This window comes from Mycetohabitans endofungorum, from assembly GCF_002927045.1.
GTDB lineage: Bacteria > Pseudomonadota > Gammaproteobacteria > Burkholderiales > Burkholderiaceae > Mycetohabitans > Mycetohabitans endofungorum.
Genome location: NZ_PRDW01000005.1, coordinates 131,764 through 146,506, shown reverse-complemented (window position 1 = coordinate 146,506; position 14,743 = coordinate 131,764). Strand labels below are relative to the sequence as shown.

The 14,743-nt window shown below is 59.5% G+C and carries 10 protein-coding genes, 1 tRNA gene and 4 pseudogenes; 13 read left to right on the top strand and 2 right to left on the bottom strand.

Annotated elements, in window-relative coordinates:
• The first annotated feature begins 76 nt into the window (after positions 1-76).
• The 8 genes from cysS (at position 77) to B0O95_RS16060 (ending at position 9,531) form a co-directional block, all read left to right on the top strand.
• Complete coding sequence (gene cysS, locus B0O95_RS06740) at positions 77-1,477, top strand: cysteine--tRNA ligase (RefSeq protein ID WP_104077210.1); 1,401 nt, start codon at positions 77-79, stop codon at positions 1,475-1,477.
• A gap of 41 nt (positions 1,478-1,518) precedes the next feature.
• Positions 1,519-2,379: a DNA-3-methyladenine glycosylase family protein gene (locus B0O95_RS06735; RefSeq protein WP_233203189.1), complete on the top strand. Its 861-nt coding sequence runs from the start codon at positions 1,519-1,521 to the stop codon at positions 2,377-2,379.
• A 160-nt stretch (positions 2,380-2,539) separates the two neighbouring features.
• Positions 2,540-3,511, top strand: a complete 972-nt coding sequence (locus B0O95_RS06730) for an acetyl-CoA carboxylase carboxyltransferase subunit alpha (RefSeq protein ID WP_013435654.1) — start codon at positions 2,540-2,542, stop codon at positions 3,509-3,511.
• A 46-nt stretch (positions 3,512-3,557) separates the two neighbouring features.
• Complete coding sequence (gene tilS, locus B0O95_RS06725; RefSeq protein ID WP_104077208.1) at positions 3,558-4,988, top strand: tRNA lysidine(34) synthetase TilS; 1,431 nt, start codon at positions 3,558-3,560, stop codon at positions 4,986-4,988.
• A 219-nt stretch (positions 4,989-5,207) separates the two neighbouring features.
• On the top strand, positions 5,208-6,458 hold the full coding sequence (locus B0O95_RS06720; protein ID WP_104077207.1) for an aspartate kinase: 1,251 nt from the start codon (positions 5,208-5,210) through the stop codon (positions 6,456-6,458).
• Between the two features lie 135 nt (positions 6,459-6,593).
• Positions 6,594-6,687 (top strand) — tRNA-Ser (locus B0O95_RS06715).
• An 844-nt stretch (positions 6,688-7,531) separates the two neighbouring features.
• Positions 7,532-8,803 (top strand): F-box domain-containing protein, encoded by a 1,272-nt coding sequence (locus B0O95_RS06710; RefSeq protein ID WP_233203187.1) that lies wholly within the window; start codon positions 7,532-7,534, stop codon positions 8,801-8,803.
• A gap of 530 nt (positions 8,804-9,333) precedes the next feature.
• Positions 9,334-9,531 (top strand): hypothetical protein, encoded by a 198-nt coding sequence (locus B0O95_RS16060; RefSeq protein ID WP_199180446.1) that lies wholly within the window; start codon positions 9,334-9,336, stop codon positions 9,529-9,531.
• A gap of 19 nt (positions 9,532-9,550) precedes the next feature.
• On the opposite strand, the gene B0O95_RS06700 is transcribed toward B0O95_RS16060, so the two are convergent.
• Positions 9,551-10,138, bottom strand: a complete 588-nt coding sequence (locus B0O95_RS06700; RefSeq protein ID WP_233203185.1) for a hemerythrin domain-containing protein — start codon at positions 10,136-10,138, stop codon at positions 9,551-9,553.
• A 555-nt stretch (positions 10,139-10,693) separates the two neighbouring features.
• Here B0O95_RS06700 and B0O95_RS06695 point away from each other — a divergent pair.
• From B0O95_RS06695 to B0O95_RS17015, 4 genes and pseudogenes are all read left to right on the top strand, one after another.
• Positions 10,694-10,819, top strand: a pseudogene (locus B0O95_RS06695) (transposase); the annotation flags it as partial.
• A 24-nt stretch (positions 10,820-10,843) separates the two neighbouring features.
• Positions 10,844-10,954, top strand: a pseudogene (locus tag B0O95_RS16915) (IS3 family transposase); the annotation flags it as partial.
• Positions 10,955-11,675: 721 nt separating this feature from the next.
• Entirely contained in the window at positions 11,676-12,908 is a 1,233-nt protein-coding gene (locus B0O95_RS15420; RefSeq protein ID WP_146064008.1) for an RICIN domain-containing protein, read from the top strand.
• A 166-nt stretch (positions 12,909-13,074) separates the two neighbouring features.
• Positions 13,075-13,308: pseudogene (locus B0O95_RS17015) on the top strand (DDE-type integrase/transposase/recombinase); the annotation flags it as partial.
• A gap of 246 nt (positions 13,309-13,554) precedes the next feature.
• Here the strand turns inward: B0O95_RS17015 and B0O95_RS06685 are convergent.
• A pseudogene (locus B0O95_RS06685) lies at positions 13,555-13,811 on the bottom strand (FdhF/YdeP family oxidoreductase); the annotation flags it as partial.
• A gap of 397 nt (positions 13,812-14,208) precedes the next feature.
• Here B0O95_RS06685 and B0O95_RS06680 point away from each other — a divergent pair.
• On the top strand, positions 14,209-14,703 hold the full coding sequence (locus tag B0O95_RS06680) for a YciE/YciF ferroxidase family protein (protein ID WP_104077204.1): 495 nt from the start codon (positions 14,209-14,211) through the stop codon (positions 14,701-14,703).
• The last annotated feature ends 40 nt before the right edge of the window (positions 14,704-14,743 follow it).

Here is a 14,743-nt window from a genome sequence, read left to right as displayed (position 1 = left end):
GCGAAGCGGGTGGCGTACTGCGTGAGTGTCGCGGCCGGCTGCGTTTGGCAGCGCTCGGCACACGCAACGTTTTCCTATGGATCAGCTCCGTCTATACAATACGCTCAGTCGCAACAAAGAGACCTTCGTTCCGCTGCACGACGGCGAAGTACGCATGTACGTGTGTGGTATGACCGTCTACGACTATTGCCACGTCGGTCATGGTCGACTGATGGTCGTGTTCGACATGATCCAGCGATGGCTGCGCACGCTCGGCTATCGTGTCACCTATGTGCGTAACATCACCGACATCGACGACAAAATCATTCGTCGCGCGGTGGACAACGGCGAGCCGATCCGCGCGCTGACCGAGCGCTTCATCGAGGCGATGCACGAGGACGAGGCGGCGCTGAACATCCAACGCCCGGACCATGAGCCGCGCGCCACGCAATTCATTGCGCAGATGCTGGGCATGATCGACGCGCTCGAGCGCAACGGCTATGCGTACCAGGGCCGTGATGGCGACGTCAATTATTCGGTGCGCAAGTTTGCCGGATACGGCCAGTTGTCCGGCAAGTCGCTCGAAGACCTACGCGCGGGCGAGCGCGTTGCGCAGAACGACGCTAAGGAGGACCCGCTCGATTTCGTGCTGTGGAAGCGTTTCAAGGAGGGTGAGCCGCCCGACACCGGCTGGGATTCGAAATGGGGGCGAGGGCGGCCGGGCTGGCACATTGAGTGCTCGGCAATGAGTTGTGCGTTGCTCGGCGAACGGTTCGACATCCACGGTGGCGGGCAGGATCTGCAATTCCCTCACCACGAGAATGAGATCGCGCAGAGCGAGGGCGCGACCGGCCAGCATTTCGTCAACTACTGGTTGCACAACGGGTTTGTCAACGTCGACAACGAGAAGATGTCGAAATCGCTTGGCAACTTTTTCACGCTGCGCGACGTGTTGCAGCGCTATGACGGCGAAGTGATCCGAATGCTGATCCTGCGTGCGCATTATCGCTCGCCGCTGAATTATAGTGATCCGCATCTGGACGACGCGCGCGCGGCGCTCACACGGCTCTATACGGCGCTCAAGGATGTCGCGCCGGACGATCGCGCGCTGGACTGGAGCGAGCGTCATGCGGCGGCATTCCGGGCCGCGATGAACGACGATTTCAACACACCAGTTGCGTTCGCGACGTTATTCGACTTGGTCACAGACTTGAACCGTACCGGCGATCCCGCGCTGGCGCGCCAGCTCAAGGGGCTAGCCGGCGTACTGGGTATGCTCGGGCGCGATCCGCGCGAGTATCTACAGGGGCGCGCGCCCGCTGCGGATGGGCTTGCACAGCTCGATGCCGCACAGATCGACGAACAAATCGAAGCCCGTGCGCAGGCCAAGCACGCGAAGAACTATGCCGAAGCAGACCGGATCCGGGCGGCATTGCTCGATGCCGGTGTCGTGCTCGAAGACAAACCGGGCGGAACGACCGAATGGCGACGCGTGTGAAGCGCGGCGGCGTCGGCATGAGTCCGCAGTCAGGAGGCGAGATGGCAACGGCCAAGAGAGCGGCGCGCAGCACTGAGGCGAAAGCGCCGCCGGATGCGGCGACAGCGGCGGCAAAGCGCGGCGCTGCCCGTGCGCGTGTGGCGCGCGCCAATGGGCTTGAAGAAGACGCTACGCTGCGCCACGTCGCTCGTGCAGCCTCGAACGCGGAGCCGGCGCGCAAGGCGACTGCCCCAGCATCCGAGGCGTCGGTCCCGGCCGCATCGCAGGAGCGGGGGGCCGCCGTGTCGCGACCCGAATATTGGGACCGTGCGTGCGCGGACCTGGTCCGCCGCGATCGTATACTGAAAAAGTTGATTCCGCAGTTTGGGCCTGTTCACCTGATGGCGCGCGGCGATCCGTTTGTGACGCTTGCCCGCTCCATCGTCGGCCAGCAGATCTCGGTCGGCGCCGCGCAGGCGATATGGGCACGGCTTGTGGCCGCATGTCCGTCGATTGCGCCGTCGCGCATTGTGAAGCTTGGGCAGCCGCGATTGATCGAGTGCGGATTATCCAAGCGCAAGTCGGAGTACATCCTCGACCTCGCGCAGCATTTTACGTCCGGCGCGCTGCATATCGCATCATGGGCGTCGATGGATGACGAAGCGGTCATTGGCGAGCTCACGCAGATACGCGGAATTGGCCGCTGGACCGCCGAGATGTTTCTGATTTTCAACCTGATGCGCCCGAACGTGCTGCCGCTGGATGACCTCGGGCTGATCCGTGCGATCAGTGTCAATTATTTCAGCGGCGAGCCGGTCACGCGCAGCGAAGCCAGGGAAGTCGCGGCGAATTGGGAGCCGTGGCGTACTGTCGCGACGTGGTACATGTGGCGCAGTCTGGAACCGTTGAGCGCGCAGGCTTAACCCGCGCCATCGGGCGCGAGTCGGGCATGGTGGCGTAATGTCCGCTTTCGGCATCGCACCGGCAACTATCAAAACGCCGATGCGATAGTTCAAAGCCGGTTCCAGTAGTGCAACACGCGGTTAGAATACGCGCTGCCGGATAGTTCAAGGATTCGAACAAATGAAGACCACCTTTCTGGATTTCGAGCAGCCGATCGCGGAGCTCGAAGCAAAAATCGAAGAATTGCGCTTCGTGCAGGACGATTCGGCCGTCGATATTTCGGAAGAGATCGAGCGGCTGTCCAAGAAAAGCCAGCAACTGACGAAAGACCTGTATGCGCACCTGTCGCCTTGGCAGGTATCGCAGATCGCGCGGCATCCACAGCGCCCCTATACGCTCGACTATGTGAACGAGTTGTTCACGGATTTCCACGAATTGCACGGTGACCGATCGTTTGCCGATGACCTGTCGATCATCGGTGGCCTGGCACGCTTCAATGGTCATCCGTGCATGGTGATCGGCCAGCAGAAGGGACGCGACACGAAGGAGCGCGCGTTGCGCAACTTCGGCATGTCGCGTCCGGAAGGCTATCGCAAGGCTGAGCGACTAATGCGGGTGGCCGAGAAATTTAACTTGCCAATTTTCACGTTCATCGACACGCCGGGTGCGTATCCGGGCGTGGGCGCCGAGGAGCGTGGCCAGTCCGAAGCAATCGGTCGCAATCTTTATGTAATGGCCGAGTTGAAAGTGCCGACGATCGCGACGATCATTGGCGAAGGCGGCTCCGGCGGCGCGTTGGCCATTGCCGTCGCCGACAGCGTGTTGATGCTGCAGTTCTCGACCTATTCGGTGATTTCGCCGGAAGGGTGCGCGTCGATCCTATGGAAGAGTGCGGCAAAGGCGCCCGAGGCGGCGGAGGCGCTGGGCTTGACCGCGCACCGGCTCAAGGCGCTCGGTCTGATCGATAAGATCGTCAACGAGCCGCTGGGTGGTGCACACCGGGATCCAAAAGGCATGGCTGCGATGCTGCGCCGTGCGCTGGCCGACTCGCTGCGACAGTTCCAGGGCATGAGTTCAAACGATCTGTGTGCCCGCCGCTTCGAGCGGCTGATGAACTACGGCAAATACAAGGCCGGCCCGTTCGGCAACTAACGGCGCGGTGCGGCACGCGCCAGGTGGCATCCATACGGGTAAGCGGATGACGAGTGCGGACGAATCATCGGTCGAGCGTCTGGTTCTCGGGGCGGTGGCAGCTCAGGCCACGGCGCTGCATCGCGGTGAGTCCGTTGCGATCGCTTTCAGCGGGGGCATCGATTCCACGGTGCTGCTGCATGCGGCGACCCGCGTGCTGGGCGCGGGCCGGTGTGTCGCGTTGCACGTTCATCACGGGCTCAGTCCTCATGCCGATGCCTGGCGCAGCCATTGCGCCGATGTGGCGTGCCGGCTCGATGTTGTTTTCGATTGCCGCGCCGTCGCGATCGCGCGCACGCCGCAGCACAGTGTCGAAGCGCTTGCGCGTGACGCCCGCTATGCAGCGCTCGAGCAGATGTGCGTGGCTCATCGCGTGCGCGTGCTGTGGCTTGGCCATCACGCGGACGATCAAGCCGAGACCGTGCTGCTGCAATTGCTGCGTGGCGCGGGGCTGCCTGGGCTCGCCGCGATGCCGCTGCATCGCTTGCTGCCGAACGGGCTCATTCACGTGCGACCTTTATTGTCGGTACTGCGGGCTTCTCTCGACGCGTATGCGCGTCAGCATGCACTGCGCTGGATCGACGATGAATCCAATGCAGACACCCGGTATGCGCGCAATGCGGTGCGGCGGCATGTGACGCCGACACTGGCCGTTCATTTTCCCGGGTATCGCGACGCGCTGGCGCGAACGGCCCGGCATGCCGCTGCCGCGCAGCGTCTGCTCGAGGACTTGGCCATGATCGATCTGCGTGCATGTATGTTCGCCAGCCGGCGTGCCGCCGTCGTGAAGCGATCCGATGCCCCGGCACCCGCGGAACCAACGTTATCGCGGCGTGCGCTGGTTGAACTCAGTCATGAGCGCGCGGTAAATCTGCTGCGCTTCTGGATGCGCAAGGCGGGGCTGGCGACGGCATCCGCAGCGCGCGTCGACGAAATACTGCGCCAATTGCGTGAGGCCGGCGACGATGCAGCGCTGCGGATCGAGCACGACAAACATTGCCTGCGCCTGTATCGCAACCGGGTCTGGTGGGAGCGCCAGGATGACGGGGCGGCCAGCCATGACGCGATGCCGCCGAGCGCCGAGTTGCGATGGTCGGGCCAGTCGGTCTGGCGGCTGCCGGCGTGGCGGGGATCGATCGTTTTCGTGCCGTGTGGAGCCGACGATGAACAGGGGGTGCAGCGCAGCGTTCTCGAATGCGCGCCGCTCATGGTACGCGGCCGGCGCGGCGGCGAACGCATGCGCTTGCGCGCCGGCGGGCCGCTGCGCACGTTGAAGAACCTTTTCCAAGAGGCGGCGGTGCCGGCTTGGCGACGCGATGTCCCGCTGTTGTTCGTCGGCGACACGTTGCTGTGGGTGCCCGGGCTGGGCGTCGATCCTAACGTTGCGGGCGGCGGCCGGGTGCGGATCGAATGGCGCCCGGACATACTGCTCGCATGACCCTCGGTCGCAGGCGCACGGCGCATGCGGCACGCATTTTCGCTTGTCAAGCGCACCGGCATACGGTAGGGTTACCGGTTTGCTCGTCTGGCTTTCCCCTGATTTTCGTCGATCGGGCAGGCGCGCATGCGCTGACTGCGCCGCTTCTCGTTTGTGTCCCTTTTGTCGAACGACCCCGCGTGCGCGCCGGCGTGGTTTCCCCTCTAGTTCATAACGACAATGGCACTCATCGTACATAAATACGGCGGCACCTCGATGGGCTCGGTCGAGCGCATCAGGAATGTCGCGAGGCGCGTCGCGAAGTGGCACAAGGCGGGTCACCGGTTGATCGTCGTGCCGTCCGCGATGTCCGGTGAAACCAACCGCTTGCTCGCGCTTGCGAAGGAAATTTCGGCGCAGCCTAGTCCGCGCGAACTCGACATGATCGCTTCGACGGGCGAGCAGGTCAGCGTTGGCCTGTTGTCGATCGCGCTGCAGGAAGAAGGCGTCGACGCGGTTAGCTATGCAGGCTGGCAGGTCGCGGTCAAGACGGACAGCGCGTTCACGAAGGCTCGCATTAGCGAGATCGACGATAAACGCGTGCTGGCCGACCTGGATGCCGGCAAGGTCGTCGTCATCACGGGTTTTCAGGGGGTGGATCCCGACGGCCACATCACCACGTTGGGCCGGGGGGGCTCCGACACGTCGGCAGTCGCGATCGCGGCCGCGATGCGCGCGGACGAATGCCTGATCTACACCGACGTCGACGGCGTGTACACGACCGACCCGCGCGTTGTCGAAGAGGCGCGCCGGCTCGATCGGGTCACGTTCGAGGAGATGCTGGAGATGGCCAGCCTTGGTTCCAAAGTGCTGCAGATCCGTTCGGTTGAATTTGCCGGCAAGTATCAGGTAAAGACGCGCGTGTTGTCGAGCCTGACTGATCCGTTGATGCCGCTGGACGACGAAATGCGTTCGGGCACCCTGATTACCTTTGAAGAAGACGAGAAAATGGAACAAGCCGTTATCTCCGGCATCGCCTTCCAGCGTGACGAAGCACGCATCGCGGTCATGGGCGTGCCCGACAAGCCAGGCATTGCCTACCAGATCCTTGGGCCGGTCGCCGACGCCAACATCGACGTCGACATGATCATCCAGAATACCAGCGTGGAGGGGAAGACCGACTTCACGTTCACCGTTGGCCGTGGTGACTACCAGCGCGCGATGGACATTCTGACCCAGCAGGCCAACGGGCATGTGAACGCGCAGACGGTGCTGGGCGATCCGAAGGTGTCGAAGGTATCGGTCGTCGGCGTCGGCATGCGTTCGCACGTAGGGATCGCCAGCAAGATGTTCCGCACGTTGTCGGAGGAGGGCATCAACATCCAGATGATCTCGACGTCCGAAATCAAGATCTCGGTGTTGATCGATGAAAAGTACATGGAGCTTGCCGTGCGCGCGCTTCATAAAGCGTTCGAACTCGACCAGGCGTGATGGCGCGGTGGCTGTTGCATCGGCGGCTGCCGATCGTGGCACGCTCGTTGTAGTGTCTTATGAATTGACGTGATCGTGTAGAGCCGCTATTATCTTGCCTTCGTCGCGTGGACTCCCTACGCGAGCGAAGTTTCGGGAGACGTGGCCGAGAGGTCGAAGGCACTCCCCTGCTAAGGGAGCATCTGGGCCAAAACCTGGATCGAGGGTTCGAATCCCTCCGTCTCCGCCAGTACTTCGGTATATGGTGGTGGAAACCCCGGTTCTTCACGGAGAACCGGGGTTTTCTTTATTTGTAGCCTGTTCCGACTGCCACACAAACCACGTGCGTGTTACACGTGGGCTAGTGGAGAGTCGGATGGCAACACACCTGACGCGGCGCAGCGGCGTTTACTATCTGTGCCGCAGCATTCCCCAAAACCTAATCGACGGCTTCGGCGGCGATCCGCTGCGAGCACTGTGGGGCGGACCTCATGGCGGCGGAGAAACAGGCCAAAGTCGCTAAGATTGGAAAATCGATTAGAAGGCTGCGGGTAGGTTCTGGAGCGTGGTCGGCGCCCTTATCTTCGGGGCGCTTGCTTGACCTACCTCCGGTTTTAATCCAGACCGCAGTGAGAGTCTGAGGTTAAAAACCGCTGAGCTGCTTCAGTGCTCGGGCGAACGGCTCGGGCGTCAGGTAACCAATGGCATGATCCGCCATAAATCTAACCATTTTTGTTTGCCACTGCGCTGACCCAACCGCTTTGGGCTAGCCTGCTGTGCAGCATCGCTTCGCGTTGCGCTTGCCTCATGCCTTATCCCTTATCGAGCTTGCCATGGACTTTGATCCGAACGCCGCATCGCACAGTGCTCAAGTGGCCCTATATGCTATGGAGAGTCGCCAAGCCGGCCATCATGCCGCGGCGGCGCCGCCTCATTCCCCAAAGTCGGCAGCGGCTGAAAGCGCACGCATGTCGCAACACCCGACGACAGGCTTGTTGGCCAGCGCAACGAATAGCTTGACGGATGGCTTAGCAACGGGCCGAACAAGCCGTCCGACAACGTACCACGATCTGCCGCCAGAAGTCCTTCAACAAGTGGCTGACCATGTGCCATTCGACGACATCGGCAACTTGTCGGCTGTGGACAAGCAAACGTACCACGTGCTACGGGAAAGGTGGCTGAGCCGGCGTTGCTGGCAACGTGCCAAGGCTGCGCGCAACGTACCGCTCTCTCCGTTAGAGAGCAGAGATGATCCGGGGATGAACGTGCTCGATCTCGCGTCGATGCAACAGCTGCTCACCGAGATCGAGCGTATCCGCGTCGAGCCGGCGCTGCGCGCTGAGCCGCTCAAGGCACTGTGGCCCGCAATAAGGGCTATGCGCTGGGAGCAGCAGCAAGCAGCGTTCGAACAAGTTTTTGAGGCCGCAGGTCGTGTGCCCAGGCAAGGCTTGCAGATACAAAATGACATGATCCGGGCCATACATCAATTTTCACGCTCGCAGCCGCGATGCAATGTGTACGAGTTTGTCTATGGGCTATACAAGTTTGTATATGCTCAAGCCGAGCGCCGTAGCGCTGAGCAGGGCAGCACGTGGGCTGCGGTTGCATCGCTGCTCGGATGTTTGGACAACGACGCGTCACAGTCGTGGTATGAAGGCGAATATCAGGCTTTTTTGGGCCGGCTCCCCGCGTTGCACACAGCCGAACAAGCGGACCTGATCGCGGAACTGGCGATACTGTTGCCCCACGTTTTCCGCCATGGCAGTGATAAAGGCGCAAAGACCGCCCAGTATTACGAAACGTTGCTGGCATGGGTGCGGCGCTTACCGCCATCCTATCAGGGTGCACCGATCGGCGCATTGGCTCGTTCGATACGGTTGCTGCCGGACGCACACCGGCCCATGCACTATGCCAATCTGCGGCATTTGACACTGTCACTGCCGGATCACCAATTAGATAGCGCGCTACGTTGCCTACCGTTTGGGTTGACGGCACTGCCGCCGGCTCAATACGCGCACGAGCTTTCGCTACTTGACCCCGTCTTTCAGCGCGTGCTGCCCACGCAACGTGCCCCGGTGGCGCTCGGACTGCTCAAAAGCACGAAAGACTTTAACGAAACGTTGTCAAAGCAGATATGGCAGTGTGCACTGCGCCTGCTCGAGAGCGGCGATGAAACGGATGTACAGAGCGTGCTCAAAGACATGCAGCAGGTAATGTCCTCTTTACCTCTCCAGCATTTGGAGGACGCAAGGATTGAAATTAGAGCTTTTGTCGATCGCACTCGATTTAGTGAGGCAACTCGTCAAGAGCTGCTCGACTATAGTAATCCTAATGTACTGTGGGTCATTCCAGAAAGAGTCTATTAACTATTAAAATTGCATGGTCGGAGGTGTGGACGATATGACAGACCTGCTCGCTGGGCGCGCGTGACACGGCGGCGTGCGAGCATCGTGACCGCGGCGGCGGCTCAGTAGCGCGTCGCCGCGGACAGGATACGGGAACGCGGTTGTCCATAGTTGCTGGCCCTTGCCGCACAGCATATGTGCATACGTTGTCTTCTTCGGCACGCTCAGTGCTTTTACCTTTAATTCTTGAACCAGCCGAGTGCAGGGGCGAATGTATCCCGTGTCGCCCAACGCATGGTTGACCGCGACCGCGTCAGCGTAGCCGACCAACGCCGACGTTGGGACTCGAGGGTTGAGCCCGCCATACTATGCCGTAACTAAGGTATCGCTTGCTATGGGCATCGCCGTTGCTAGATTTGCGTGTCAACCCGAAGGAGACGCATATGGCTAAGGTCACCACTGATCACGACACTATCCGCAAATGGACGCAGTAGCACGGCGGCAAGCCAGCCGCGGTCGAAAGCACGCACCAGGACGGCGACGTTGGGATCGTGCGCATCATGTTTCCCGATGCGCCGCATTCCGAGCACCAAGCGTTGGTCGAGATATCGTGGGGCGAGTTTTTCGACGAGTTCGAAAAGCGCTCGCTGGCGTTGTTGTATGAACCCGACAGCCTGTTCAGCAAGCTGGTGGGCCGGGATACCGCCGAGCACCGTCAGCACGGCGACCGTCACTTGGCGCGGCATTGAATGGGCATGCAGCGGGCCGTCATCGGCGGCCCGCTGTACGGGGTGCGCAACCGCTTACGCGACCGCCGCATAGCAGATGGCCCATTGCGCAGGCGGCCACGCCAGCAACCACTGCACTCGCAAGCGGGAATGTGAGTACGGTGTGGGTGACCACTTGCATTGGGCGTTCGCACAGCAGTTCGATGCGGCGGCGCGTCATCGATGCACCGAGGGTTTGCAACTCGGACTGTAGCTGCCGCTCAGCCAGAGGGAGCAGCACAGTCTCCTCGTCCGCGACATGGTGCAGTGTTTCGCGAATCAACTGCATGAAACAGGAGTCATAGTCTGGGTGATTGACGCCCATGTTGCGCAGTGACCGGATCGTCTCGCGCATCTGGTTGTGCTCGGGTTCACTTTTGTGCAATACATCGTTGTCCGGCGCAACTCGTGACAGTGCAGGGTAGAAGATTTCATCCTCGAGTTGGGCGTGGATTTCCAGCGCAATGCAAGCGGATTCGACAATCGATCGTTTGCGCCATTTGGGGCTATTGGGATGATAGCGGCGAAAGGCCGCGAGCACGTGGCTGTGGTCTAGCCGGATCATTGCCGTGATCGGCGGGGAAGTCATTGTTAAAAAACTTTTCATTGCACAGAGCCTCATATCGTCGCTGCTTTTCGGGGCGGCGAGTGTCACCTTGCGTGCGGCATGCCCCAGCTAACTAAGCACGTAGCGTTCCTCCCTATGCCACAGCATCGCTTGCAGGTATGACGCGTGCTGAGTGTCGTTCTGACGCTGGGCAGTAGGGCCGAACACCCCGCCACTTGGGCGATCCGGTGCACTTGCGTGACATCGAATGTCCGGTGGTACCGCCAAGTCGGACCGTGCCGAGGCACTGTTGAGGCGTCGACCGACCATCGGTATGCAAGAGCTGAACGAGGTCACGAGCGTCTGTGTCCGCAAGCTTGGCATGGCGTGGCGGGAAGTCGTGCAGTTTCTCGAGCGGGTGCGGTAGTTCTGCATGGTGGCACCGCTCACGATCGACTGCACGATCTGGCGCAGCGTATTGCTGAACGCTATGGGTTGGCGTTCTACGATGAGTGCATCGTGGCGGCTGCGTCGATCGAAGGCTGCGACGCGCTTGACACGGAGAGCATGCATCACGGATTGATCGTCGAGGATATTGTGAAGAAGAGCCGATACACTGAAGAACAGATGGCATTTGCGTTGGAACAGGCAGCGCTGGGCACGCCGGTAGCTGAGGCGTGCCGCAAGATGGGCATCAGCGATGCGACGTTTTACAACTGGCGGTAGAAGTATAAGGGCTTGGGCTTTGTCAAGGTAGACAATGGCAGCGAATTCATCTCCAAGGTGCTCGACAAGTGGGCGTATGAGAGCGGCATCAAGTATCGATTTTCTCACCCCGGCAAGCTAACCGATAACGCGAAGAATGAGTAGCTCAACGGCGACTTGGCTGTGCATAAGCACATTCTACACAAATGGTCTTAGGCGGAGCGAAGCTGCAAATGGCGGCACACTTGAACGTCGGGCAGCTGTAAGGCGGTGCTGTCCCCGCCGTGTTTTTTGCAAACGAGACCGGTTTCATCCAGGGTAAGACAGTATGATTTTGCGTGAGAGGTGTAAATAAACACTGTGTTCATGCGATCATCAAACGTGCGAATGAGGTTCGATGTAGGGGGAACAGGTATTGCTTTTTTAAAATTTGTCGGTTCAACCAAAGATGACAAGCTTGCGTTTGTCGTACCGGGCGCCTATAGTCAAAACAACCTTATTCAACGACGCGGCGCACGGTAGCTAAGCATCATGCTTGGACATGGTGTGAGTGGATCGCACAATAGGTGCTCTGACAGTGAACGGATGCATTGTAATAGCCGTTTTTGTTGGTTATCGCAGTAAGCGTGTAATCAAACGATGAAGTGTCCGTCTCGTGAGAGCGGACGCAATAAAGTTCAATTTGCGATATATAGAATTTACAGTGCGAGCGTAAAAATGAAGAAGAATCTTGGTTCCAAAGGATTGCGCAGGGCCATACATATTCACGAACCAGCTGGCAGCGTGATACCCAGATACTCCGCTTGAAGGCCTCAGGCGATTGTCTAAACAAGCGGGCTACTTCTAAACTTTAAAATTTAAAAGGATAGATATCATGCATCGAATAACCATCGTTACAATGACGTTTGCTGCCACTTTAGGTTGCGTAACATGCGCATCGGCCGTTGAAACGAGGGAATCCGCCTATGGGCTGATAGAAAGCAAGTACAAGCAGGAGGCGAATCAGGCTAGTTGCATGCGCACATTCGAGAACAGCACATCCGTACAGATCGGTGCCTGCGAGGCTCAGGGAGGACCAAGTGATTACACCTCCATGAGGCAATGGCGGCTCGTGGAACAGGAAGACGGCACTTATCTAATCCAAAATAAGTATCGCAACGATATGGGGGCTGGCAGCTGCCTACAAGCTCTCCCACAGTCGACAGACCTGATTGTGGGAAGCTGTAACGGTGATACATCTGCTCCATTATCGACAAAGCAGTGGAGATTGGAAGGCGATACCTTTCGACTCGCAAAAAATCTCTACAAGGACAGTGCGCCGCCAAGCCATAATTGTGCCCGTGTCTATGCCGGCAGCAATGCAGAGATACAGATTGGCGCGTGCGATGCGCAAGGCGGGCCCAGTGATTACACCTCCATGAGACAGTGGCAATTCGCTATGTTTCCCCCGCCTGTGACACCGGGTGGTATGGCATCGCTCTCTTACCACATTCCTACTACCCCGCCGATCACCCAAATCACCTTTCCCATCACCGTGGTCCGTGCTCCCGATGCGGCTGGCTACTACTTTGCCCAGCAGTATGGTTTTTCGGGCGGCAGCGCAGGTTACATGGGTGTGCGCCCGCGTCCGGGTGGAAAGTCGCTTGCGGCTTTCTCGGTGTTCGGCAGGGGAACAGAAGTCGTCGATACCACTCGTTGCACAGGCGGCGCAGATGGCGGAGAAGGCGTTAGTTGCTCGGCCGAGCACGAGTTGGTTCATGGCCGGAAGTATCTTCTCACCATTACTCGGGATTCAGCTGACCCACGCGTATGGCGAGGCAGCATTACCGACTCTGTAACGCATCAGCAAGTCGTTCTTGGCGCCTATAAAGTACCAGCGACATGGGGTTCACTGTTTTCTAGCCAAAGCGGATTTATTGAATACTATGCAAAAGTAAGCTCCTGCGCGAGCATTCCTCTGGCTGAAATACTCTTTTCACCCCCTTATGGCTCCGATGGGCGGGCCGGCTCGCTCTATGCCCAAAAGGAATATGGGCGGTGCCAGGGCAAGATGAATTATTTGCATGAGGTACGAGGCGAGGATTCTTATTTCAGGGTAGGTTTCTAGAATCAATCGTAAAGAGAAAGTTCGCGAATGTGGATTTTCTCACAGAATGAATTTCTGGTCTTGGTGTCAATAGTGAACGAGTTTTCCTAATCACCCAATAAGGATTTCAGATAAGTTGGAGTACTCTCAAGAGACTGGCCGCGATGGCTGGGCGACGCGAGCGCTGGTGCTCGATTGCCGTACGCGTGAGTTGCTGGGCTGGCATCTGTCGCGCAGCGGTAAGGCCAGCACAGCCTTGAGCGCGTTGGAGCATGCTTTGATCGCCCAGTGCGGCACGCTCGGGCACGTGCCGGCGCCGTTCCGGCTGAGAAGTGACAACGGGTTGGTCTTTACGAGCCGCGACTACACAGCCCTGGTACGCAGCTACGGTCTGCGTCAGGAGTTCATCACGCCGCACTGCCCGCAACAAAACGGGATGGTCGAGCGCGTCATCCGCATGCTCAAGGAGCAATGCGTACGCCGCCACGCTTCGAGACGCATAACATGCTAGCCGCGTGATTGCCGACTGGATCCAATTCTACAACCATCAACGGCTCTATCAGGCGCTGAAGATGAAAACTCCGGCTGAAGAATTCGCTTTAGCTGTTTAACCCGAGCAGGTTTCGCTGGAGCATTACACGCTCGCCCAATCAGTACATTGCCTGATCAGGTCGTGGTCATGCCAGGTGGATAATTCGCTTACCGTGTGCACGTCGAAGAAGTCCGGCGTCACGCGCTTTTCGTCGTATCCCACGCAGTGGCTTTCGCACTGCTTTCACAAAACCCGGCCAGGTGCGGCCGTGCAGGCTTTGCCCATGAGCAGCCCACGCACATGTAGCTATTGGGTTTGTTCTGATGGATCAGCAGGCCGCTGGCCTTGAGCACGACTTTTTCCTTCGTAAGAAATTCGGCGACCGTCTTCAGCGAGCCTCAGCCGCCCGATGTATAGGGAGTAAGCTGCGCGCTTGGATTCCGGTGCGTCTGGCGTAATCGACTTTGCTATGCATCGCGGGGTGCAAAGCAGCGCAATACGGCGCTGCCGGCCAGCGTGCCCAGCAGCGCCATGGCCACCGGGAACGCGCCGGCCTGTGCGACGTGCCGGCCGGTGCGCCCTGAGCAACTGTATGCGCTGGCGCGCCCTCGTGGGCGGGTGGCTTAGCGGGACGGCTTGGCGCGGTGAACGGGCGCGAGCGTCGCCGCGGCGGCCCTGTCGAAGCCGTGCGGCGCCGGTGGCCGGGCACGAGCGTTGCGCGACAAGCAGGGCCGGCGCAGGCATGCTCGTCCGGCGTATCCCTGATGAGTTCGACGAAGGAGGCTCAAAATGGCACGCAAGACCCTGGAAGACCTGTTTATCTATTCGCTATCTGACATTTATAGCGCGGAAAAGCAATTGACACGCGCGCTCGGTAAGCTGTCGCGCGCCAGCACGAATCCTGAACTCGCCCAGGCTTTTGAGACGCACTTGCAGGAAACGCATGAGCAGGTCGCACGCATTGATCAGGTCGTTGAGAAGTGTGGCCTCAAGCTGAAACGGATCAAATGTGTGGCAATGGAGGGGTTGGTTGAGGAAGGCGAGGAACTGGTGGACGAAATCGAGAAGGGGCCAGTTCTCGATGCGGGGCTGATTGGCGCAGCCCAGAAAGTGGAGCACTACGAAATTGCGGCTTACGGCACGCTGTGCGCGTTCGCGAAACAGCTCGGCAAGGACGACGCGGTGCCGTTGCTGAAGGCGACCCTCGATGAGGAGAAGGCGACCGATCAGAAGCTGACGCAGTTCGCCGAGAAGGTCGGCAATCCGCAGGCTCGTCAAGCCTAGCGCAAGCGTGCCACGCGCCGGGGCGGTGTGGCCGTTTGCG